Here is a 22,055-nt window from a genome sequence, read left to right as displayed (position 1 = left end):
CATTCATTCAATAATCATTGAATACAAACGCAAATCATATGCCGGTTATTGCGTCACTCCAACTCCAGGTTGCTCACCCGGTCGGTCGTCGCGAACCCGAAATCGGGATAGACGTAAAGCCCGAAACGCGGCTCGGTCTCGCCGTGCGTATAGGCCCAGATCGAAGCGTAGTCCTCGGGGTCCTCGCCCATCTTGCCCAGCTGGCGCAGGTAGGCGGCCAGCGACTTGTTCTCGACGATGAAGATTTCGCCCATACTGTCGATGATCGGGCTGTGGCGGCGCGTCCGGTCGTGGTCGAAACGCAGCAGACGCTTGCCCTCGGCCGTGATGCCCACCAGCCGGAACGACATGCTCTTGCCGATGGCCGGGAGGTTCAGCACGCTGCGGTCCGTGGCCAGAAACGGCAGGTGGTGACGACGCATGAAGCGGCGGATTTTCGCAGCCGTATCCGTCCCGTCGGCCAGCAAATCGTCGAGTTCGGCCGCCTGCTCCGGAGTGAGCCGCCCGTAAACCTTCTCCTCGACCTGCTCCTGCATCGAGCGGCTGTTGGGGGTGAAAACGGCGTAATTCTCCTGAAACCCCTTGACCGAGAAGGTATAGTAGCAGACCACGCCGAGCGAATTGAGCACCTGGCGCAGGCGTGTGGTGTGCCCGCGGCGCGAAGCGGCCACGGTGTAGACCAGCTGGTTGGTGATGAGCCACCCCGCCGAAAGGATCTTCCGGATGGCCTCCTCGGCTTCGGGCGTCACTTCGAGCGGCGTCTGGAAATGGGTCTGGATGACGAACTGCTTCACGCCGACGGCCGAGGCCTTCTCGTGGAATTCGCGGAGGATTTCGACCAGTTCGTCGTTGACGCGCATCGGCAGATAGGCCGGCAGGCGCGACCCGAGGCGCACGCGCTGCAATTCGGCGTACTTCTCCCCGTCGGGGCGTCGGGCATTGGCCCGGCGCTTGCGGCCGGCCATGCGGCAGACCGCTTCGAGAATGTTACGCAGCGTTTTGTTCTGGCTCATCAGGGCGTCGCCGCCCGTGATGAGGATGTCGCGCAGCTGGGTGTCCTCCTCGAAATAGTTCATCAGGCGGCGCAGCTTGTGGTCCCAGCTCTCCTTGGGGCGCAGGGTCTCGAATTCGAAATTGAGGCGTTCGCTCTGGAAGTCGTACATGCGCTGGCACGAGGCGCACAGCCCGCCGCAGGCGCGGCCCATCGTGTCGGGAATCAGGATCGCCACCTCCGGGTAACGGCGGTGGATGTTGTGTCCGTCGGGCAGCAGCCACCCGGCGGCATTGGGTCGTCCGGCCTCGACGACGTCCTCGCGCTCCCAGGCGCGGATCTGCCCGTAGGTTTCGACCAGCTGCGGCGAATAAAGAATGTAACTGCGGATGGCGGCATCGTCGTAGCCGCCGCCCGTGACGTCGAGCAGCGAAAGGTAATAGGGCGTGGCGAAGAAAGGCATCCCCTTCTTGCGGGCTTTCGAAAGCAGATACATCGTCTCCGACGAGAGCGAGCCAGCCAGAAAGCGGTTCAGTTCCGAGGGGCTTTTCACGGCCATCGCCAGCTGGAAGCGGAAATCGCCCCACCAGGCGGCCACCTGCCGGTACTTCTCCTCGTAGGTCATGCCGTCGGCGAACTGGAAGCGCGACGGAACCTTCGACTTGCGGTTCTCGATCTTCTGGATCAGCAGGTGGAGCATCCGTTCGCGGTTGTCGGCGCGGATGGCCCGCACCCCGTCGTCCTGTCCCGAGAGCCAGCGTTCGGTGCGGCTGCGCACGCGCTGGGACGAAGGCAGCGGAATCTCCGGAGCATCCAGCAGGCGGAAGAGATGGTACAGATCGACGAACAGGTCGGAAGGCATTTCGGGGTTTTCGAGCCTTCCGGTAAGAAACTGCCACAGCAGCGTGAGGGTCCTGACTTCCAGCTGCCGATCGGTGGATAATTCGCGGACGCTGCGTCCGTCGTAGTCGATCAACAGTCGAATCTGCTCCGCCGCTTCGCCTTCCGCCGCCCGGTGTGCGTCCACGAACTCCCGGAGGCCCATGCGAAACCGTTCGCCGTCGCCGCTGGCGTCGGCAAGGGCCGCAAGGCCGGGAAACTCCTGACGATAAAGCAGTACGAGTTGGGAAAGGGTCAGTGCAAGCATTTTCTTTTGTTTCATAAGCATTGTCTTTTTAGAAATGGAACCATTCAAAACAGGCCGGCAGGAGCGGGGATATTCCGGCCTTCGGGTTATATGCGGGGCAACAATATAGTAAAAATTTTTAAGATCACAAGGAACCTCCCCGCAAATTCCTGCACTTTCAGCCGAAAATCCGTCAAATTTTCAAAAACCGGCCCTTGAAGGCCTCTTCACCGGGTAAAAACGAAAGGTTTCGTTATATAACTTGCGAAAGTTTCGTTTTTTTATTATTTTTGTTCCGACACAACATTTGCCACCCCCAAACCACCGAAAAATGAAAAGACTGCTGTTGCTCGCACTCTTCGCCGCCACGGCGGCCTCGGCGAAAGCCCCCGCCGAACGCTGGCTCGATCCCGAATGCTTCGAAGTCGGCCGCGCGCCGATGCGCACGAGTTTCATCGCCTTCCCCACGGCCGCCGAGGCCATTCCCGAGAACGACTACACCCGCTCGCCCTTCTACCGCACGCTCAACGGCGAATGGTCCTTCCTGCGCGTGGACCGACCGGGAGCCGAACCCGAAGGGTTCTTCCGCTCCGGACACGACGACTCGTCGTGGGGCACAATGCCCGTGCCGGGAATCTGGGAGCTGAACGGCTGCGGCGACCCGGTCTACACGAACAAACCCTACCCGTGGCACAAGTTCTTCGAGGTGAAACCTCCGCTGATTCCCCATGAACAGAATTACACGGGCCTCTACCGCCGCACGGTGACCGTTCCCGCCGACTGGAAGGGCCGCGACATATTCATCCACATCGGCTCGGCCACCTCGAACGTGACGCTCTGGGTCAACGGCCGCGAAGCGGGTTACAGCGAAGACAGCAAACTCGAAGCCGAATTCGACATCACCCGTTACCTGACGCCGGGCAGCGACAACCTGATCGTGATGCGCGTCAACCGCTGGTGCGACGGTTCGTTCCTCGAAGACCAGGACTTCTGGCGGCTTTCGGGCATCGGCCGCGACTGCTACCTCTATGCCCGAGACAAACGCCGGCTGGCCGACGTACGGCTGACGCCCGATCTGGTCGACGATTACCGCAACGGCACGCTCCGCGCCGAAATCGCCACGACGCCGGGCATCGGCAGCGTACGGCTGACGCTCCGCGACGCGGCGGGCCGCACGCTCGACGCACGCACGCTCCGCCCCCGCCGCAACGCAGCCGAAACGACGTTCGAAGTCGCCGCCCCGAAGCAGTGGAGCGCCGAAGCCCCGAACCTCTACACGCTCACGGCCGAGGCCCTCGCCGCCGACGGTTCGGTGACCGAAGCCGCGGCGTTCCGCGTGGGATTCCGCAAGGTCGAGATCCGCGGCGGGCAGCTGTTAGTCAACGGCAAACCGATCCTCATCAAAGGTGTCAACCGGCACGAAATGGAGCCGAACACGGGTTATTATGTCACGCGCGAAGAGATGGTGCGCGACATCCGCGAGATGAAACGCCTCAACATGAACGCCGTGCGCACGTGCCACTACCCCGACACGCCGCTGTGGTACGACCTCTGCGACGAATACGGTCTCTACGTCGTGGACGAAGCCAACGTCGAATCGCACGGCTACCACTACCGCGACAAGTCGAAGAACCTCGCCGGCAACCCCGCCTTCGCCGCCGCGCACCTCGACCGCAACCGCCGCATGGTGCTGCGCGACTACAACCACCCCTCGATCATCGTCTGGAGCACGGGAAACGAGGCCGGAAACGGCCCCAATTTCGAACGCTGCTACGACTGGATCAAAGCCTTCGACCCGTCGCGCCCCGTGCAGTACGAGCAGGCCTCCTACCACGGAGACTATAACACCGACATCGTCTGCCCGATGTACTGGAGCTACGGGCAGTGTGAGAAATACCTCGCCGAGAATCCCCAGAAACCGCTGATCCAGTGCGAATACGCCCACGCCATGGGCAACTCGATGGGCGGATTCAAGGAGTACTGGGACATGATCCGCCGCGAACCCAAATACCAGGGCGGATTCATCTGGGACTTCGCCGACCAGGCCCTTGCCTGGCGCAGTCCCGAAGGCCGGCTGACCTACCGTTACGGCGGCGACTACAACGACACGGACGCTTCGGACAGCACCTTCTGCTGCAACGGCGTGCTGGCCTCCGACCGCTCGTGGCATCCCCACGCCTACGAGGTGAAGCACCAGCACCGGCCGATCCACACCACGCCCCGCGACCTGAAAAACGGCGTCGTGAACGTCTATAACGAAAATTTCTTCACAGACCTTTCGCCCTACCGCCTGCTCTGGGAGATCGCCTCCGACGGACAGCCCGTGTTGAGCGGCGCGGTCGAGCGTCTCGACGTGGCTCCGCAGGCCACCGCCGCCGTGACGCTGGGCTACAAACCCGAACAGGTCTATGCCTTGGGCGGCGAACTGCTGCTCACGGTGCGTTACCAGCTCCGCGAACGGCAGGGACTGCTCGACGCACTTTATGAAGTCGCCGCCGACCAGCTGACGCTGCGCGGGGACGACGCCGCGGCACGCTTTGCCGCGACCGCTCCCGCCGGGACGCTCCGCGTGGCGGACAAAACCGTTTCGGGCGAAGGATTCTCGGTCTCGTTCGATCCGAAGAGCGGCTTCATCCGTTCCTACCGCCTGCGCAACGTCGAGCTGCTGGCCGGTCCCGTGCGGCCCAACTTCTACCGCGCAGCCACGGACAACGACCTCGGCGTGCGCCAGACCGGGAAATACCCCGACAGCCGGATGTGGGCCAAGGCCGAACCGCAGCTCACGGGCTTCGCCCTTACGCCCGGCGACAGCGAAGTGAAAGCCGTCGCAGACTACGCGATCCCCGCCGTCGGCGCACGGCTCCGTCTCACCTACACCGTTGCGGCCGACGGCTCGGTGCGCATCAGCGAAACGATGACCGCCGACCCCGCGCGCAAGGACGTCGCCGACCTGATGCGCTTCGGCATGGCCTTCGAAACCCCGGGCATGTTCGACGCCGTGGAATATTACGGCCGCGGCCCGATGGAGAACTACGCCGACCGCTCCGGCGCCGCCTTCGTGGGACGCTACGCCCAGCGCGTCGCCGACCAGTTCCATATGAAATACGTCAGCCCGCAGGAGTCGGGAACGCGCAGCGGACTGCGCTGGTGGCGGCTGACCGACGACTCGGGCCTGGGCGTGGAGATCTGCTCCGACCGCCACTTCTCGGCATCGGCCATCCCGTTTGCCATCCCGCAGCTCGACAACGGCTCGCCGGAATATGTCCGCCACCCGGGCGACCTCGTGCCCGACGGCCGCACGCACGTCAATATCGAGAGCGTCCAGTCCGGACTGGGCTGCGTCAACAGCTGGGGACGGCTCCCCCGTCCCGAATACCTGCTGCCCTACGGCGACTACTCGTTCAACTTCCTGCTGCGGCCCGTCGCCGGAGGACGATAGCCGACGGACAACCAACGCAAAAGCCGCAACCTAAAAAGGTTGCGGCTTTTGCGTTTACATATAACGAATAAGTCCCAAAGCATAAACTCCGGGACCTGCCAATACACCGCCGTTACTATTTTTACCTTTTCGTTTTAAGATATGCTTCGTGAAGACAGTAATATTTCATCGCAATTATATAGTATTTTGACCTAAACACACAGTGTAGATAAATCTAAATAAGTCAAAGATTTTCACCATCTTGCACTATATTAAATAGTGAAAAAATATGCAAAATCACGGTTTAATCTACTTCATGCACCGCTTCCCCGATGATCTTACATGCTTAAAACATTTGGAGAAACGACGTTGGCCCGATGGAAACACAGTTTGCCCACATTGCGGACATCAAAAAAAAAGATTTACCGCTCTAAGGATGGTAAAACGTTCAAATGCAGTTCTTGCAGTAAACGATTCAATGCCAAAACTGGGACCTTGTGAAAATAGCAACATTCCATTGCAAAAATGGTATATTAACAACTATTCCTCCAAAAAAAAAGGAATTAGCTCCGTAGAACTTAATAAATCGGCATATTCCAAAATATGTCACTCGTCATAGCAAATGCTGCATCACAGCGTCGATTTAGCTGTTCTCAAACGCACCTAAATATATCTGGGTGGTCTTTAGACTGTGATGCCCCAACGCTTCCGATATGATACCGATATTCACACCCGATTTCTTCAGCACGGTTGCGAAACTATGCCTTGCACAATAAGTCGTCACCTCTCCCGAAATATTCAATCTGCGGGCTAATTGGCGCAATTCGGTATTGACTTGATGGCAGACTTTATGCACCCGATTCCGTTTCTGCATCGGCATCGTATGCCTGCGCGAATCAAGTATCGGAAACAGATAGCCCGACTGTTCGCAGGCTTCGGCATAGCGGTTTACAATCCGCATCGCCCTTTCCGACAGCGGAACATGGATTGCCCCGTGCGTTTTCTGATGATTGTACGACAATCGCCCGTCCACGATATTATCGGATGTCAGATTCGCCACATCGACGAACGAAATTCCCCCGCACAAATAAGAGAATGTAAAAACGCTTTGCGCCAATCGGCAAGAATCGCTCTCCGCCGAGCAATCCGCATCGACGATTTTCATTACATCCGTCTTGCTCAACGCCCGTTTCGGGGTGCGGGTGTTGAATCGGCTAATCTTATAGTCGGTGAACGGGTTCTTCTCGCGGGCAACGGCTTTCAACTTAATCGCCCGATTGAACACGGCTCGCAAAGTACGCATCTGAAAACTCATCGACGTATCTTTGTTTCCCCGCACCCGCATCCACTCCTCGAATTTTTCCAGATAATCGGCGTCGATACGACTGAACGTGAAATGAAGCGGTTTGTCCCGATTAAAGGATTTCAGTACGTTGTAGGAGTTCAGATAGGCATAGGCATTGCCGGCACTCCCCCGTTCTTTCAACTCGGCGATAATCGCTTTGTAGACCTCCTCAACGGTCTGCGCCTTGATGCGCTCCTTTTGTTCGGCTACAATCGTCTGCGGGGTAAATTCTTCCTCGTTGATTTCTTTCGTCAGAATCTTGCCGTTGTATTCGGTTTCGTATTTCAATACGATTTGACGAATCAACTGCCGATTCGGACAGTTGGGTTTGGGTTGATTGGTGTCGAAATTCCAGAATTTAGGATCGACCGACACGCCCAGACTTTTCATCGTACGGCGGCCCTCTTTGGAAATGCGGAGCATCAGCGGGGATTCTCCGTTTGCAAGTACCTTGTACCTGTAACAAACGACGGAAACGGATGTTTTCATCGGATTCGGTTGACTTCTTGGTTGACTTTTTCGCGTCAACCGTGGCGTCAACCGCCCATTTTCGGCAGGTGCGGATAAAAAAGAAAAGCACCGATAATTGTTGAATTATCAATGCTTTCCATCAGTCGGGGTGACTGGATTCGAACCAGCGACCACACGCCCCCCAGAATTAAATTTTACTTTTTCCAATAAATTTAACAAACTACATTCCAGCGGATTTTACACTCTTTCAAAGAGTTGCAGTTTGCCATTATCGGGAGTTGTTGCGATTTCGCGTGTTCCACCTGTGTTCCACGCATCGTTCACTACCCGATCAAAATTGAAAAGTGAATCCCCGACATCCGAAAATGCCGGGGATTATTCATTCGGACAACCGACCCAAAATTTCTATTTCAGATCACGGGCCTTGATGCGCACGACCTTTCCGTCGCGCACGACAACCAGTTCGCCGTCCTCCTTCTTCGTCTTTTCAATCAGACGCTTACGGGCGAGCAAAATACCTGCGTTGATTTTTTCTTGCATTTGTTTGATTTCAATCTCGCTCATAATTCGTAATCAGTTTATAGGATAACGCGTCTTCAACATGAATTGTTATGTTTTTCTCACCCGACGCAACTATTTTAATCTCTTCGTCTGCCGAGCTGTTGTCGTAGATTGTCCAGAAATCACAAATCGGGGTATAGAGGGTCGTTAAATTCTTGATGCCGTTCGCATAACGCCGCCGAATCACATCCGACGGAATATTGTGCCCGCCCTCGCTTACTCGTGTTGCAACACGCTCGATAGCCTGTTCGGGTGTCGGCAACCAAAAGTATAGCAATGTCACAAAATAGCCTTTCGCCTGCGCCCGCTCCACGAATTTCACATAGGAACGGGTCGCCAACGTCGTTTCAAACGCAAAATCCTCGCCTTCGGACAAAAGATCATCCATTCGTTGCAGCATCAACCGTCCTGCCTCGATCGCCACGCTTTCGGGATTGAACGGCGACAGCCCTTTTGCTATTTCGTCGGCATTGACGAACTCTCGGCATCCCAGCATTTCAGGCAACACAGTATAGGATGCAGTCGTTTTCCCTGCACCGTTGCAACCCGCTATGATATAGAGTTTCGGCATACTTCGTAACAAAGGTACGCACAAGCCGCACATAAAAGCAAATTTTATTTGCGTTTTGTCGGGGCGGAGTACCTTCGACAAAGTCAAAGGTAACTATTTCAGCCGATTTACGGCCAAATACCAGTCTATAAAAATCACATTATACCGAGCAGCGACATTAAAAATCCGGATTTTTCCCATATAATTTATTTATCCACATGGCAAATAATCGGTCGGTTACAGAAAAAACCTTGTTAATTTCGGTGATAAGATCCTTTTCGAGTAGTTTCTTTGCGGCCGACTGTACCGAACTGGCCGAAGTAAGACTGTGCCGTTTGATGAAATCGGCAGATGTAATACGCTCGGCTTCGCCCTCCTTGGCGATGGCATAAAGCAACTCCTTCTGCTTTTCAGGAACGTTCGACAAAATCTCCCGGAAAATCGTATCGTTCGAAGCAATCATATTATCGATGGCAGCCCGGATCGTCTCCAACGTACATTCGTCGCCTTCGGGCGTATCGGCAAACGATTCGTTGAAGGTCTTTTGGATATAGTAGGTGTGCCCCTGAAAAAGTGCATAAACCTTTTCCACATCGACGGCGGCTATCGAACGGTTGCGCCGCTCGAAATGCCCGACGATAAACGGGATGTAAATCTCCGCAGGAATGGCTTTCAGCTCCAACATGTCGGCACTATGGTAGAACGGCCGGGCGGCCGATGCAAACATCTCCTGCATCATGTGGCGTTCGCTCCCGGCAAAGATAAAATGGCTGTTCTCCGACCTTTGGATGTGAGTCCGCAACAAAGCCTCTATGTTCTTCTCCGGATATTTGGCAATTTGCTGGAACTCATCGATCGCTACGATGCAAGGCTTGTCCGCATGAGACAAATATTGAAAAATCTCATCGAGCGTATATTCGGGTCGCTCGATATCTCCCAACTCGACATTGAAAGTGGGAAGATTGGAGATGGGGTCGAACCCGAATTTCCCGCTGATGGACTTAATCGTCTGAATGAAAAGAGTCGCCATTTTACGACTGCGAGGCAGGAGTGTTTCGTAAATCTCCCGACCGAGCAGATAGGTAAATTCGCGGAGGCTCGACGTATGCAGAATATCGATGAAAAAAGTATAGTACTCCTTACCGATTTCCGGCTTGTCGTAACAGAACTGAATCAGCCCTGTTTTACCCATACGGCGCGGTGAAATGACAACCAAATTATTGCCGTTGGTAACCGACTTGACAAGCCGGGCTGATTCGCTCACCCGATCGCAAAAATACTCCGGAGCGATCTTTCCGGTCACAATGAATGGATTTATAATCTTCGCCATAGGAATATCATTTTTGCAAAAATAATTATTTTATTCAAATTATGCAAATCAAATAATTATTTAGGTAAACTAATTGTACCATTCCGCAAACACAAGACCGATGCCGAGTAAATTGAGCAGTGAATAAAATATCAAAATATCGAGATTTTTGCAAAATCTCGATATTTTTATCTATACAAATGCGAATCCACTGTTTGTAACAACACAATGTACAGATTTATTATTAGGTCTACAATTAAAACCAAAAAATATTTGCAATCGCTTCATCGACATATTATTTTTGCCTCGTCTACGACAGATAGGCAATTTAGTAATCGCATCATACTCTGCAATTCTCGGGTAGGCGGTTAGTGCTTCGGCCGGATCTATCGAATCCAGCTTTGACAGTATCTTCATTCGCTTGTCGTATGACATTTCGATAACTATCAGCGAATCAAGAAGAAAAACTGTGCAAAGCTATGGCTTATTCCATCCGGTTTCCCCGTCGTCACGACAAGGCCGACCGCAACGGCCGTTACGCCGTCAGGTTGTGTATCACCAAAAACAAGCGGCGCAAATATATCGCGCTCGACCTCTACGCCGATCCCGCATATTGGGACGAGGCCGGTGAGCAATTCATCATCCTGCGCAACCTGAAAGGAGCCGAACAGAAAGCCGAGAATAAACAATGCGAAGCCGGCAATGCGCTGCTGGCGAAGTACAAGGTTCGCGCCCGCGAGATCGTCGAACGCTTCGAGATCGAAGGTATCGACTGGACGCTGAACCAGTTCGAGGACGCCTTTCTGAACACCTCCAAACAGGGCAAGTTCAACGCCTATTTCACCGACCGTATCGCGGAACTGCACGCAACGGGACATATCGGCAATTCCCAAACCTATAAGCAGACGCAGGACATATTGAAAAGCTATGACCGGAAGCTGGATCAACGTCTCTTTTCCGACATCGACCTGCGTTATGTCCGGGGATTCGATATGTTTCTTCAAAAGCGGGGCTGTTGCGGCAACACGCGCAAATTCTATTTCAAGGCGTTGCGGGCCATTCTGAACCGGGCCAATGCGGAGGGCGTCGGTTCGGTAGCGACCTACCCGTTCGGACGGGGCGGGTTCGAGGTCTCCAAACTCGAAGAGGCGACTGCCAAACGTTACCTGCCTGCCGCCGAGCTGTCGAAACTCAAAAGCACCACGGCCAGCAATCCGCAATGCGAATACGCTCGCAAGCTGTTTCTCTTTTCCTACTATTGTTACGGCATTTCGTTCATCGACATGGCGATGCTCACGGCCGCCCAGATCAAACAGATGGAGGACGGCGACTATATCGTCTACAAGCGGCAGAAGATCAAGCGGCAGAAAGGTGTCAAACCTATTTCGATCAAGATCACGCCCGCAATCCGGCAACTGATCGGGAGCCTGCAAGCGGCCTCGCCGACCGTGGACGATTTCCTGCTGCCGATCGTCACCCGCTCCGGCTATACGGGCGAGCGGCTCTACATGCACATTCGGGCCCGTTACAGCAAGTATCAAAAATACCTGCGCCTGCTCGCCGAGGAGCTCGGAATAGATTTTCACCTGACGAGCTACGTCTCCCGCCATACGGCGGCCATGACCTTGCAGCGCAACAACATTCCGCGCGAGGTGATTTCACAGATGCTCGGCCATGCCGATCTGGAAACCACGAACATCTATCTCGACAGCTTCGACAACGAAGTGATCAACGAGGCGGCGAAAGTGCTCTAACGGCCATCACGGTTTAATTCTGCTCGCCTTTTTACGCTATTAGCACAAATATACGATTTAAAATCAACCGAATATGTATTTTTTCCAATCATCGCCTGTCAGTTATAAAAGGTTCATCAAACGGTTCCCCACCGAAAATAGTCTTATAAAACTGTACGCCAAGACTTGTGTTGATTTTGATATTGAATCAAAGCCCAAAAAACGACGATGCCCGCATTGCGGCAGCTGTCAAAACGGCCCTTTCAGAAAGAATAATGAAAAATTACGCTTATGTAAAAGATGCGGAAGGACTTTCTCTATATTCAGAAATAGCATCTTCGACAAATCCAAGGCCGATTTCCGAATTTGGATGTATATAGGCTATTGTATGTTCTACTACCACCACGTCTATTTTAATGTGGACAAAATTTCTCGAACACAAATAATCCGAGAAACTCATGCACCCTCAAACGCTACGATCTATCATATATACGATGTCCTGTACAAATTATTCAAGAGCCAAAACAAGGTCGATATGCTACTAATATTCAACATACTCCTGCCATTTATGAAGATTTTCCACAACATGAACCCATATAGGAAAAAAGAATATTAGATAATCCGCTGTTTAACAGCGGATTATCTCCATTAAAAGTCATTAAACAGTCCGGCTGGTAAATTAGATTGTAAACTTTCAAATTATTTACAAGAATATGAAAAATATTACCGACGACACCCCGATCGCAATGCTGACGGTAGGACAGTTGAAAGAGATCTTATCAATCGACAAAATTATGGGGCATCTAACTCCGAGCCGCGCTCCGGACAAAGAGTTGCTGACAGTTGCCGACGTTGCCCGGCTTACAGGGTACAGTATCTCTACGGTCTATAAGCTCACAAGTGAACGAAAGATACCGTTCCACAAACCAGAGCATAAAGGCCGCAAACTTTACTTTAACCGTGAGGAGATTCTCGACTGGTTGCAGAGCGAATCACACCCGACGATCGAACAGGAAAACATCCAGAGAATAAACCAATTAAAAAAGCATTAACCATGAAAACTGAAACAACAACGACCAAGCCCGCATTCGACCCGGAGGTTCCGCCCCGTGAAGGGTTCATCTTCTACCGTACCTTTTATGAAGCGTTGGCCTCGATGAAGAACAGGGCAAGATTACACCTCTATGATGTGATTATGAGATATGCTCTCTACGGCGAGGAACCGACGGATCTCAACGGGGAGCAGATGCGAACCTTCATACTGATCCGTCCCCAGCTGGATGCCAACGAACGGAAACGGCAAGCAAAGTACAAAAAGAAGGCAATCAAAAAGAATAACGACGAAGAACTCAACAAATTTTTCACAAAAACCGAAGACGAAGAAAATGACAATCTACGAATACTCAACGATATACAATATGAATAGGTCGCTCCTAAAAGATAATTCTAACATGAAAGAAAACGAATATGACAAGACTTATTAGTCAAAACGGGTGCTGAAACGCCTCAAAAACAGGAAAACGCCACGCTATAGGTCAAAACGGGTGCCGATAGCGTGGCATTCTATTTGATTTTCAGTATATTTTGGCATTTGAAAATATAGAAATTGCATTATGAACAAAAAAATGCCCGACATGCAATTCCCCCATTGTAAAGAAGGACGGAAAACGCAAAAGCGTCCAACGATACAAGTGCATGGTTTGTGGACGCCGCTTCAGCGGCGGGCGTGATTTTACAAAAGAAGACATCTGGGAGATGTACCTGCACGGCAAGCAGACAATAGCCCAGATCAGTGAAACTACAGGTCTCAGTGCTTCGACCGTGACACGTCGGCTTGCCTCCATTTCGTTCAGCTGGGAACAGCCTAGGATCAAAGGAAGCGGTGTGATACATCTCGACGCCACGTATTTTGGGCGCAATACAGGAGTGCTGCTGGCTCTGGAAAGCGGAAGCGGCAGACTTCTTTACATGAAGCATATCGCCCACGAGCACATCAGTGATTACGAGGACGCTGTGAAACATATAGTAGGATGCGGGTATGCCATTCAGGGGATTGTCATTGATGGTTTTCAAAAGCTGTTTACCGTCCTTTCGGAATACAGAATACAGATGTGCCAGTTCCACATGGTGGCGATAATAAGAAGAAAACTGACCAAGAATCCGCAACTTGAGGCAGGAAAGGAGTTATTGGATCTTGCATACCGTCTAAAAGACATGAATGAAAGTGCATTCGTCAGTGCATTTGAGAAATGGAAGAGGAAATGGCATGACTTCCTGAAAGAAAAGACGGTCAACGAGATTACCGGACGCACGATATATACCCATCAACGGCTCAGATCTGCCATGGTCAGCATATCGACCTACCTTCCTTTTTTGTTTACATACGAGAAAGTCAGAGGTATGCCCAACACAAACAATATGATCGAAGGCACATTCACCGACATGAAGAAAGCCTTGCGGAATCATCCGGGAATGATTGAGGAAAACCGCAAGCGGATGATGAACGGGTTTTTCTTGGCATATGCCAAATTGCATAATGAAAAAGGAGACAACCGCTAAGGCCATCTCCTGAATCGCATTATGCATATTGGACGGCTTTATTCCTGGCGGAGGTGCTCCCCAGCAGAGCTCCGTTACGCTTTAAGCCGCAATGCAAAATAACAAAATACAGATGAATCCACCAAAAACGGGTGCCATTTTCAGCACCCGTTTTGACCTATAGAGCGAAAGCGCTCGCATCAAATATGTGTTCAAAAGTTTTGAATGGTCATATCATACTGACAGACACCAGTATTACAACGATTTTAGCACCCGAAATGACCTATACGCCTATGACAATGGGTACATAGAAAGGCAAACAGTCAGTTCGAATCCCCCGGAACTCCCTCAGATCAGGGTCTCCGTGTTCGAGAACTACTTCGCACAGAAACCACTCGGCGATGTTGACCTGATAAAGTGGTGTAAGACTGCCAAATTCAAGGAGCAGGTTATCGCGTTCCGCACGACCTCCAACGAGAAGGTTCGCCAACGAATTAAACGCAACCTGCCGTGCATCACTCCCAGCGGGATATTCAAGACTCGGAGCCGTGACGGGCTGGTTCAGCACACCGGGTTCATATGCATCGACATCGACCACAAGGACAACGGCGTATTCGGACTGGAGTGGTTCGATAAGAAGAGACTCGTCGCCAAGACCTTCGACAGCTTGTTGTGTGCAAGTATGTCGATCAGCGGGAATGGCTTGTACCTGATTTTCCGCATCGCTCACCCGGACATGCACCTGGCACAATTCGACGCTCTGGTTCGGGAGATCTACGAGAAAACGGGGCTCGTCGCCGACCAAGGGTGTTGCGATGTCTGCCGCTTGCGGGGAGCCAGTTACGATGCCTACCCATACATCAATCCGCACGCGAAGCCTTATCGGGGCGTGCTGAAAGAAAGAACCGCAAGGGCCAAAGTCCGGACGGCCCGGGAAAAGGAGCTGCTCGATGCAAAGGTCTATAAATTAATCAAGAAAATCCGTGAAAAGAAGAAGGATATCACCGACGACTATCACGACTGGTATTGCATCGGATGCGCCTTGGCACACGAATACGGCAAGGAGGAGGGGCTGCGGCTATTTCATCTGGTCAGCATGCACTCCAAGAAGTATTACCCGACCGACTGCGACGAGCAGTTCGCCAAATGTCTGCGGAGCCGAAAAATCGGGATCGAGACCTTTCTATGGATTTGCAAGAAACACGGGGTGACGTTCAAGTAGCCCGCCGTCCTGCACGCCGAGCCGGAACCTTTTCGAGGGGTTTCGGCTTTTTTTATGATGGCCTCGGAACGTAGAGAATCCCGAAGCCGATTCCACCGAAATTTATACAGCAATACCCCATCGAGTGTTGTTCGAGCGAAAATAATTTCTAACTTTGTCTCTGCCTACGTCCGCAAGGACTGCGGCGGACATATTGAAAGTGTTTTCGCACTGTCCTTGACGGAAAATGTAGCAGTTTTCAACATGTAAGAGGACGACGAACAGCACTCATTCTTGTTTAGATCATGGCAGGGCGCATTCGGTGCGCCCATATTCCATATCTATTCGAGCGTGGGGTATTGCCTCGTTTATTCTTACATGGGTTCTGCTACAACCTTCCGTTAGATAGACGAAATCGACTCCACGCTTTCTTTTTGCTACTAACCCAGCCATACAGGAGCCGGATGGCAACATAAAAACTTGTTGCTATGACCTATTACAAGGACACCTTACAGGCATTCTTGGATAATCACATCCACGAAATCCTCGGAAAGCTCGGCCGCGAGTTCGATTCCAACGATTTTATTACAGCATTCAGGCTGTTATTCCCCAATGAATATGCAACCGTGCTACGAAGAAGCAGCTCTTATCGAGCTATCCATACTTGGGTTGCCCGATGGTATCTTTCCGGCCGAACCGATCTACTTCAAAAAGGCGATATTCGGCAGAGGCAGAGCGACAACCGCAATCCAACAAAAAATCGCACGTGGATCAAACTTTAACATTTCAACAATATGGGCAGAAAATTCATAATAGAGGAGGTCGAGGAAGAATCTAAGTTCGGCTGCGGTAGTATCGTAGCGACGATAATTATTGCTCTTGTCATCGGACTGTGCGGCGGATTCAAATCATGTAAGGAAGACAAAAAACCGAAAGCCGTCGAGAGCCGGACGGAACAACCGCAACGTTTGGACGAAGTAAAAGTCCAATCACCGCCCTATGTCCCGAAAAGTTCGCATCCGAGTGTTTCCGCACCGACTTCAACCACCGCATCCAAGCCGCAGAAAGAAGCCTCAGTCGAACCCATAACGGAAACATCCTTCGATGATGATATTGAGGTGGAAGAGCCGCTTGTTTCCACGCCCCCGACCCAACAAGATAATAGCATCGTCACGGAGACCTATTCCGAAACGCCCGCTTTGACGGAAAAGGAACGCCGCAAAGCCGAACGTCAGGCCAAACGAGAGGCCCGACGTAGAGAGAAAGCGCAGAAAAACAATTAAAATTATCCTCAAGATTGATAAATAAACGGTTATTACCATGACAAGAATTACTGCTTATGTGATCCTCAAAGAATTAGGTAACGATGCGCTGCACAAGTACATTTACGAGAACATTGCCGAACCTACCTTTGACTCGCACCGGATCACCAATCCTTTTCCGCAGGATTTCAGAGACTATTACGAACGTATGCTGATCGCACATGCGGACGAAGGCGACATCCGGAATCGTAATGTAATCATCGCAAACCGTATAGGCATCTATCTCGGTCACAACAGCAGGGATTTGCAGATTGAAAAGATCGGAGAAGTTACGTCTACAAACATGAACGGAGAAGAAACCCCGACTTCGCTTTGGAGAAAAACAACCATGTAACACTACCTTTACTATCTAATAATAAAATTATGGAAGAATTTTACTCACCTGTATGGCAGGAATACCTCGGTGGAGTGAGCGGCATTGTATTTACAATCATCATCATTCTTTTATTCGTTTTCACGTTTCGATACTTGCGTAAAAAGCCTATTTCGCCCACTGCTCCGTCCCAAGTTCCGCAGGCACCGGATGAATTGCCGACAGTCGAAACCTCACAACCAGAACCGCTATTGATTCATTGCCCGGCCTGCGGGACGGAAATATCCCGTTACGCCCCGTCGTGCCTAAAATGCGGGCATCCAATCTGCCCGACCACGAATCCGAGAACCACATCACCGACAGATCATAACCAGACGATCATCATTCAGCAGCCCGTTCGTCAATCTAACGGGACAGGAACCGCCGGATTCGTTTTATCTCTTATCGCCCTGATTCTATCATGGTTCCCGGGAGTAGGCTGGGTGGTTTGGTTTCTGGGATTCATACTGTCTTTCATCGGCATATTCAAAAGCCCGCGAGGCTTAGCGATTACGGGCTTTATCATTTCAATAATCGACCTGATTATTTTAGTTGCACTGGTCGGAACCCTTGCCGGTATAGCCTCAATTTTATTGTAATATATAAAAAAATTAACTATATGCAAAGAATCACAAACAATATTTCAGCAAATTTAACATCAACCCAAGCGACAGAAAAAGCAATGTATAACATGGGTAAATTAGGATTTATACTATCTCTTTTTTCAATTCTTGGAAGTGGTGTCATATCGCCAGCATCCCTTATTATTTCCTGCATTGGAGCAACTTATCGTCAAACGAAACTAACAACGGCAGGAATAATTATTTCATCAGTCATGTTGTTACTATTCTTAATCGGCTCTTGTTTTGTCTATTATTACCTCTCTCATGAAGAATATTAATAGCACCTTTAGTGTATGCCGCAGCGTTCTTACGTTCAACTTATAATCTTTTCCCATGAATACAACTATTAGCTCAGACAATAATGAACAGACTCAAATACAAAATAATCGCATTGGAACAGCCGGACTTGTATTAGTCCTTATGTCGTTCATATTATTTTCTTTCGAAGGGTACATCATAAATTCATTAAACGATAAGAGTCTGTTTTTCACACTTATTTTACCAGTCTTAATAGGGAATTTATGGTTATTGGGACTAATATTTTCTATTATAGGCCTCCGCATTAACCCCAAGGGCAGAGCAATAGCAGGATTAATCATCTCTCTATTGCCGATTCTATTTGCTGCAATAAGTACTATGAGTCCCCAAATATCAACACCTATCCATTTTGAAAACGAATTAAAAGAACGCAAAGCACAGGTCATCGAACGCATCAAGGATGTCCGCACCGCTCAGCGTGCGTTCAGAGCCGAATATCAGCGTTATGCCGAAGATTTCGACGAATTGGAGAGATTTCTTCATGCAAATCCAACCGAATTAAGATGCGACATCGAGCAACTCCGTTACATTCCCAATTCCGACAACGAGTTTATCTTGGAAACCGGATTTACCAAGACATCCTCTAATCGTACCGGCCCTTTCATAGAAGTTCGTGCCCCCTACAAACTCTTCCTCGATACGATTAAATACCAGCAGGAAATAATCAATCTAATTGATGAAGAAGTAAATGTTTCCGACCGTTATCCCGGCATCAAATTCGGCTCGACAGATGAAGCCGATAATGATATTGGCAATTGGGAATAAAATTAATTTCTCGTATATAATTCCGGTCGAGGATAAAGCACATAGTTATAAGTTGTTATCCACATCCTTTCCGAGTCTTTATCCCGACCATTCTTAGTTGTCCCGACCTGCCGCAACCCGGCAGGTCGCTTTGTTAAATCCCGACAGAAGATACTGCGATGCGATTACGGCTCATGTAGTCGGGGACTCGATAAAATTCATTAACCACCTGTTTCGAGCCAATGTATAGGGCTTAAATAAGCAAGCCGCAATGATGGTCTCCAGTACATATCGGCTGAATCGACCTGCGTATTCACAGCCAGAATGTATTACCCAAAAACAAAATCACATGAAAACCAAAGAAGAAATCAGACACTATCTCGACACCCAATTCAGCGCATCGGAAGACGACATGGTGCAAATCGTCCGGAACGATTTCGACCGCATTTTGAATAGCGAGGCATCTTGTGCCCTAATTACGGTCGAGGGTGCAATGCCCGTCTTGGCGGAGCGACTCCGCACCGAATTGGAAGCCCTACACACAGGAGCTGACCTCGACGTGATTGTAAAAGTAAGCTATCATCCCGCATCGGAAATTAGTTTCGACGACCTATGCAGCCTCTTAACCGTCATCCACGAATTTGCCCCGCAGGTAAATATCGTCTGGGGTTGCGGTACGGATGCAAAACTGGCGGAAACCGACTATTCGATACTGTTGCTGATCGGGACATCGGCAAAGTAACAATATTGTAAAGATCAATAAATATCATTGATGATGTACAAATTCCAATTTTTGTTATTATATTTGCCTTCTATTTGAGAAATTCTTAAAGAAGATGTATATTTTTGCAAAAGCCCAAGAGAATCTAAAGGCTGCAGAATTACTAATTGCGAATGCTATGTATGCATCATCAATCCACTGTTCCTATTATGCAAGTTTACAACTTTCTAAACGAAAATTAATGGAATCTGGCGGGCTTTCTTATGACCAGCAAGACCAAGAAGTTAAAAAACAGCAAACCGACACTCATAATTTTGTTATTTTCTCAACAGAAAATTGCGTTACAGATACTATTAAATACAGACATTTAATGTGTAGTTTAAAGCGATTGCGAAAAAAAGCAGATTATCAAAATCACCCTATTTCGCAAATAGAAGCGACTGAGGCACAAAAAATGACAAAAGAAATTCTTAACACATTAGTTTAACAACATGATTGAGGTTATCAAAACATATATAAGTAAAAAGCTCATTGATATAAGAGATTTAGTAAAAGATATTAATCTAACTTATGTCTACGAAAAAGCAATAGATTATCATACTATAATCGTAGAACCTACCTACACATATGAAAACAATCCACTATTCCATTCTTTAGAAAAGGATTTAATAGAGGAAATAGGTAAGAAATTTGGTATTTACGACATTTTATTCACACAAGCAGTACCATATATATCTATTAACGAAAAAGAGGTCGTTCTCCGTCTGACTTCTATAAATACAACAGAAGATTCTGAAATGAGGTTTAATTACGATATCTTAGATATTCCTCAATTTAATGAAATCTCAAAGAATGATTATACAGAACTAATATCATCCTATGCATTAGCAGCCTAATTATGGATAACACATCAATTGCTAAATTTCGTTTTAACGGATTTACAATCCGCAAATCAACGATTGATATAAAAGGGGAATCTATTATTTCTCCAGAAATGTCATTAAAAATAGACCTAAATGGAGAGCATTTTGTCAAAGAATGCGCGTTCACATTGTATATGAAAGTCTCAATAACAAATAAAGATAAATCTATAAAAGTTACAACGGAGGCTGTTGCTCGTTATGAATTTGATAAAGAATGTAATAATACAGAATTAGATAACTATTTCTATGTTAATGCACCTGCTATATTATTCCCTTATATTAGAGCATATATAGCTACCTTATCTACATTATCGGGCTTGACTAATCCTATTATGTTGCCAACATTAAATCTCAGCAAATTGGCAGGGCAACTAAAAAACAATACTTTGTCTAAATAAAAAAATGCGAGGCCTTTTTTAAGGCCTCGCATTTTTTTCAACAATAGCTAAATAGATTAACTATCCCTTTTACTCATATACGCGACTTAAAATACTGTGATTCATAGAAATCAAAGTTTGATGGTGGATAGTGAAATTTTTCGAATAGCGACCATTTATGTACCACTTGTGTACCACCGCCATTTTTCCGGCCATACATCACAAAAGAAAAATCCTTGATATTCGATTGAATATCAAGGATTTTCCATCAGTCGGGGTGACTGGATTCGAACCAGCGACCACACGCCCCCCAGACGTTCCTCAAAATAAATAAATTGCTATTATACAGTAATTTACAAACACGAATGCTCTGCGGTTTACACGTTGGTTTACACAGTTACAGAAACCATGATTGATTAATAAATAGGTGAATTAGCTGTATATCTTATAGATACATAGATAAAAGCCATCATTAGATACTAAAAAATCGGCGAAAAATTTTCCCCTCTCGCCGTTCGTCTGTTTTCAGCAATTTTCAGTAGCTTTGATTGCTATAAAGAAAAATCCCCGACCGTATGGCCGAGGATATATCTTTTATATAAACTGCTCTAAATACTTTTCTTTGAATCCAGTCAGCGGGAATTTGAAAGAACTCGGTTTCCCCTCCGTCGATGTGTAACTAAATACGACTGTATCGCTCTTGATATGGGTTTCAAACAAATTGAGGGTGTGATTGGACTTGGGAAATGTTATAAGGTTGGATCATGGAAGCACGAGAATCCCTGCTTTTCAATCTTGCGGGTCTAACCGAAAGGAGAATCCTGCTATGTCCTGCCCTCGTTTGCGGAATCAAATTGACATATCCTTTTCAGGGGCGATGTCGAGTTCTAAATAATAAGTGAATTTCAATGGTGTAGGTTCTGCTGTTTTGCGTCCTACAAATAGGCAGACATTACAATCCCGTGCGTAAGTTACGGATTTGGCAACATAGGAGTACTGAATATCATCGACAGTTTCCGTCTTTGCCTCTCAATCAATTTTTGGTGTTTTATACATTTTAGCTAAAATTTATAGTGTTATTAAATCTTTGATTATGATGTAAATATACGAAAAATTTATGAAATATGCAAGTGATATAGAAAGGACAAACTTGGGCAGAGGGTCTATATATTAACCCTTTTGCACAAGTCTGTCCTAAAAATAGCAATCAATGGTTTTGAACTATATTATCAAGAATTGCAATTATCTTTTGCTCTAAAACTTTATCATCATTGTCATACGAAACCATGCCTGTTTTAGAATCATATACTCCCAATTCTGTTAATTCTTCAATGATTTCTCTAATTTTTTGAGTTGAAATACGGTTGGCCTCAAAGACCATCTTAAATGACTGAATCATATCAAATTGAATAATACACCTTTGTAATACCGA

22 protein-coding genes and 1 pseudogene are annotated in these 22,055 nt (G+C 48.8%); 17 read left to right on the top strand and 6 right to left on the bottom strand.

The window, feature by feature from the left end; all coding sequences use genetic code 11:
* Nucleotides 1-53 precede the first annotated feature (53 nt).
* Entirely contained in the window at nucleotides 54-2,153 is a 2,100-nt protein-coding gene (locus tag NQ492_RS09620) for a KamA family radical SAM protein (RefSeq protein WP_015547369.1), read from the bottom strand.
* Nucleotides 2,154-2,448: 295 nt separating this feature from the next.
* Between NQ492_RS09620 and NQ492_RS09615 the strand changes: the two genes are divergently transcribed.
* Both NQ492_RS09615 and NQ492_RS16265 read left to right on the top strand, forming a co-directional pair.
* Nucleotides 2,449-5,556: a glycoside hydrolase family 2 TIM barrel-domain containing protein gene (locus tag NQ492_RS09615; RefSeq protein WP_015547368.1), complete on the top strand. Its 3,108-nt coding sequence runs from the start codon at nucleotides 2,449-2,451 to the stop codon at nucleotides 5,554-5,556.
* Nucleotides 5,557-5,824: 268 nt separating this feature from the next.
* Nucleotides 5,825-6,154: a transposase gene (locus NQ492_RS16265; RefSeq protein ID WP_407651237.1), complete on the top strand. Its 330-nt coding sequence runs from the start codon at nucleotides 5,825-5,827 to the stop codon at nucleotides 6,152-6,154.
* Between the two features lie 24 nt (nucleotides 6,155-6,178).
* On the opposite strand, the gene NQ492_RS09610 is transcribed toward NQ492_RS16265, so the two are convergent.
* The 4 genes from NQ492_RS09610 to NQ492_RS09595 form a co-directional block, all read right to left on the bottom strand.
* Nucleotides 6,179-7,369, bottom strand: coding sequence for a site-specific integrase (locus NQ492_RS09610; protein WP_044054462.1), 1,191 nt, complete (start codon nucleotides 7,367-7,369; stop codon nucleotides 6,179-6,181).
* Nucleotides 7,370-7,756: 387 nt separating this feature from the next.
* Entirely contained in the window at nucleotides 7,757-7,891 is a 135-nt protein-coding gene (locus tag NQ492_RS09605) for a hypothetical protein (RefSeq protein WP_259872899.1), read from the bottom strand.
* A 10-nt stretch (nucleotides 7,892-7,901) separates the two neighbouring features.
* On the bottom strand, nucleotides 7,902-8,483 hold the full coding sequence (locus tag NQ492_RS09600; protein WP_015547365.1) for a zeta toxin family protein: 582 nt from the start codon (nucleotides 8,481-8,483) through the stop codon (nucleotides 7,902-7,904).
* A 157-nt stretch (nucleotides 8,484-8,640) separates the two neighbouring features.
* Nucleotides 8,641-9,792, bottom strand: a complete 1,152-nt coding sequence (locus tag NQ492_RS09595; RefSeq protein WP_015547364.1) for an AAA family ATPase — start codon at nucleotides 9,790-9,792, stop codon at nucleotides 8,641-8,643.
* A 458-nt stretch (nucleotides 9,793-10,250) separates the two neighbouring features.
* Here NQ492_RS09595 and NQ492_RS09590 point away from each other — a divergent pair, with 458 nt between their 5' ends.
* The 15 genes and pseudogenes from NQ492_RS09590 to NQ492_RS09520 all read left to right on the top strand — a co-directional run bounded on the left by NQ492_RS09590 (nucleotide 10,251) and on the right by NQ492_RS09520 (nucleotide 20,644).
* The gene (locus tag NQ492_RS09590; protein ID WP_015547363.1) at nucleotides 10,251-11,525 is read left to right on the top strand and encodes a site-specific integrase; all 1,275 of its coding nucleotides are present in this window, start codon (nucleotides 10,251-10,253) and stop codon (nucleotides 11,523-11,525) included.
* Between the two features lie 692 nt (nucleotides 11,526-12,217).
* Nucleotides 12,218-12,556, top strand: coding sequence for a helix-turn-helix domain-containing protein (locus NQ492_RS09585; protein WP_015547361.1), 339 nt, complete (start codon nucleotides 12,218-12,220; stop codon nucleotides 12,554-12,556).
* 2 nt (nucleotides 12,557-12,558) lie between these two features.
* Nucleotides 12,559-12,930, top strand: coding sequence for a DUF6291 domain-containing protein (locus tag NQ492_RS09580; RefSeq protein WP_015547360.1), 372 nt, complete (start codon nucleotides 12,559-12,561; stop codon nucleotides 12,928-12,930).
* Between the two features lie 194 nt (nucleotides 12,931-13,124).
* A pseudogene (locus NQ492_RS09575) lies at nucleotides 13,125-14,063 on the top strand (IS256 family transposase, variant Zn-binding type); the annotation flags it as partial.
* Between the two features lie 343 nt (nucleotides 14,064-14,406).
* Nucleotides 14,407-15,264, top strand: coding sequence for a PriCT-2 domain-containing protein (locus NQ492_RS09570; RefSeq protein ID WP_259872898.1), 858 nt, complete (start codon nucleotides 14,407-14,409; stop codon nucleotides 15,262-15,264).
* Nucleotides 15,265-15,731: 467 nt separating this feature from the next.
* On the top strand, nucleotides 15,732-16,025 hold the full coding sequence (locus NQ492_RS09565) for a hypothetical protein (RefSeq protein ID WP_015547359.1): 294 nt from the start codon (nucleotides 15,732-15,734) through the stop codon (nucleotides 16,023-16,025).
* Nucleotides 16,026-16,037: 12 nt separating this feature from the next.
* Nucleotides 16,038-16,526: a hypothetical protein gene (locus NQ492_RS09560; RefSeq protein ID WP_014774753.1), complete on the top strand. Its 489-nt coding sequence runs from the start codon at nucleotides 16,038-16,040 to the stop codon at nucleotides 16,524-16,526.
* A 37-nt stretch (nucleotides 16,527-16,563) separates the two neighbouring features.
* The gene (locus NQ492_RS09555; RefSeq protein WP_014774754.1) at nucleotides 16,564-16,899 is read left to right on the top strand and encodes a hypothetical protein; all 336 of its coding nucleotides are present in this window, start codon (nucleotides 16,564-16,566) and stop codon (nucleotides 16,897-16,899) included.
* 29 nt (nucleotides 16,900-16,928) lie between these two features.
* Nucleotides 16,929-17,516 carry a hypothetical protein gene (locus NQ492_RS16205; protein ID WP_309295492.1) on the top strand — a complete coding sequence of 196 codons (588 nt, stop codon included), beginning with the start codon at nucleotides 16,929-16,931 and terminating at the stop codon, nucleotides 17,514-17,516.
* Nucleotides 17,517-17,536: 20 nt separating this feature from the next.
* Nucleotides 17,537-17,818, top strand: coding sequence for a hypothetical protein (locus NQ492_RS09545; RefSeq protein WP_147619860.1), 282 nt, complete (start codon nucleotides 17,537-17,539; stop codon nucleotides 17,816-17,818).
* 55 nt (nucleotides 17,819-17,873) lie between these two features.
* Entirely contained in the window at nucleotides 17,874-18,623 is a 750-nt protein-coding gene (locus tag NQ492_RS09540) for a hypothetical protein (RefSeq protein ID WP_015547358.1), read from the top strand.
* Between the two features lie 328 nt (nucleotides 18,624-18,951).
* A complete protein-coding gene (locus NQ492_RS09535) occupies nucleotides 18,952-19,344 on the top strand; it encodes a hypothetical protein (protein WP_015547357.1) in 393 nt (130 codons plus the stop codon).
* A 94-nt stretch (nucleotides 19,345-19,438) separates the two neighbouring features.
* On the top strand, nucleotides 19,439-19,810 hold the full coding sequence (locus NQ492_RS09530; protein WP_157359482.1) for a hypothetical protein: 372 nt from the start codon (nucleotides 19,439-19,441) through the stop codon (nucleotides 19,808-19,810).
* A 4-nt stretch (nucleotides 19,811-19,814) separates the two neighbouring features.
* Nucleotides 19,815-20,219, top strand: coding sequence for a hypothetical protein (locus NQ492_RS09525; RefSeq protein WP_015547356.1), 405 nt, complete (start codon nucleotides 19,815-19,817; stop codon nucleotides 20,217-20,219).
* 2 nt (nucleotides 20,220-20,221) lie between these two features.
* On the top strand, nucleotides 20,222-20,644 hold the full coding sequence (locus NQ492_RS09520) for a protein-export chaperone SecB (RefSeq protein WP_259872897.1): 423 nt from the start codon (nucleotides 20,222-20,224) through the stop codon (nucleotides 20,642-20,644).
* Between the two features lie 1,186 nt (nucleotides 20,645-21,830).
* On the opposite strand, the gene NQ492_RS09515 is transcribed toward NQ492_RS09520, so the two are convergent.
* On the bottom strand, nucleotides 21,831-22,022 hold the full coding sequence (locus tag NQ492_RS09515) for a hypothetical protein (RefSeq protein ID WP_015547355.1): 192 nt from the start codon (nucleotides 22,020-22,022) through the stop codon (nucleotides 21,831-21,833).
* Nucleotides 22,023-22,055: the final 33 nt, after the last annotated feature.

Origin of the sequence: Alistipes shahii WAL 8301, assembly GCF_025145845.1 — a bacterium.
Classification (GTDB): Bacteria; Bacteroidota; Bacteroidia; order Bacteroidales; family Rikenellaceae; genus Alistipes; species Alistipes shahii.
The sequence above is the reverse complement of the archived record's forward strand: the minus strand, read 5'-3'. Positions and strand labels throughout refer to the sequence as shown.

What these genes read in the sequence shown, in the direction of transcription:
- NQ492_RS09515 (WP_015547355.1), bottom strand. Translation starts at nt 22,022, where the DNA reads ATGATTCAGTCATTTAAGATGGTCTTTGAGGCCAACCGTATTTCAACT.
- NQ492_RS09565 (WP_015547359.1), top strand. Translation starts at nt 15,732, where the DNA reads ATGACCTATTACAAGGACACCTTACAGGCATTCTTGGATAATCACATC.
- NQ492_RS09600 (WP_015547365.1), bottom strand. Translation starts at nt 8,483, where the DNA reads ATGCCGAAACTCTATATCATAGCGGGTTGCAACGGTGCAGGGAAAACG.
- NQ492_RS09540 (WP_015547358.1), top strand. Translation starts at nt 17,874, where the DNA reads ATGAATACAACTATTAGCTCAGACAATAATGAACAGACTCAAATACAA.
- NQ492_RS09610 (WP_044054462.1), bottom strand. Translation starts at nt 7,369, where the DNA reads ATGAAAACATCCGTTTCCGTCGTTTGTTACAGGTACAAGGTACTTGCA.
- NQ492_RS09530 (WP_157359482.1), top strand. Translation starts at nt 19,439, where the DNA reads ATGTATATTTTTGCAAAAGCCCAAGAGAATCTAAAGGCTGCAGAATTA.
- NQ492_RS09585 (WP_015547361.1), top strand. Translation starts at nt 12,218, where the DNA reads ATGAAAAATATTACCGACGACACCCCGATCGCAATGCTGACGGTAGGA.
- NQ492_RS09535 (WP_015547357.1), top strand. Translation starts at nt 18,952, where the DNA reads ATGAAAACCAAAGAAGAAATCAGACACTATCTCGACACCCAATTCAGC.
- NQ492_RS09545 (WP_147619860.1), top strand. Translation starts at nt 17,537, where the DNA reads ATGCAAAGAATCACAAACAATATTTCAGCAAATTTAACATCAACCCAA.
- NQ492_RS09560 (WP_014774753.1), top strand. Translation starts at nt 16,038, where the DNA reads ATGGGCAGAAAATTCATAATAGAGGAGGTCGAGGAAGAATCTAAGTTC.
- NQ492_RS16205 (WP_309295492.1), top strand. Translation starts at nt 16,929, where the DNA reads ATGGAAGAATTTTACTCACCTGTATGGCAGGAATACCTCGGTGGAGTG.
- NQ492_RS09525 (WP_015547356.1), top strand. Translation starts at nt 19,815, where the DNA reads ATGATTGAGGTTATCAAAACATATATAAGTAAAAAGCTCATTGATATA.
- NQ492_RS16265 (WP_407651237.1), top strand. Translation starts at nt 5,825, where the DNA reads ATGCAAAATCACGGTTTAATCTACTTCATGCACCGCTTCCCCGATGAT.
- NQ492_RS09590 (WP_015547363.1), top strand. Translation starts at nt 10,251, where the DNA reads ATGGCTTATTCCATCCGGTTTCCCCGTCGTCACGACAAGGCCGACCGC.
- NQ492_RS09595 (WP_015547364.1), bottom strand. Translation starts at nt 9,792, where the DNA reads ATGGCGAAGATTATAAATCCATTCATTGTGACCGGAAAGATCGCTCCG.
- NQ492_RS09615 (WP_015547368.1), top strand. Translation starts at nt 2,449, where the DNA reads ATGAAAAGACTGCTGTTGCTCGCACTCTTCGCCGCCACGGCGGCCTCG.
- NQ492_RS09520 (WP_259872897.1), top strand. Translation starts at nt 20,222, where the DNA reads ATGGATAACACATCAATTGCTAAATTTCGTTTTAACGGATTTACAATC.
- NQ492_RS09555 (WP_014774754.1), top strand. Translation starts at nt 16,564, where the DNA reads ATGACAAGAATTACTGCTTATGTGATCCTCAAAGAATTAGGTAACGAT.
- NQ492_RS09605 (WP_259872899.1), bottom strand. Translation starts at nt 7,891, where the DNA reads ATGCAAGAAAAAATCAACGCAGGTATTTTGCTCGCCCGTAAGCGTCTG.
- NQ492_RS09620 (WP_015547369.1), bottom strand. Translation starts at nt 2,153, where the DNA reads ATGAAACAAAAGAAAATGCTTGCACTGACCCTTTCCCAACTCGTACTG.
- NQ492_RS09580 (WP_015547360.1), top strand. Translation starts at nt 12,559, where the DNA reads ATGAAAACTGAAACAACAACGACCAAGCCCGCATTCGACCCGGAGGTT.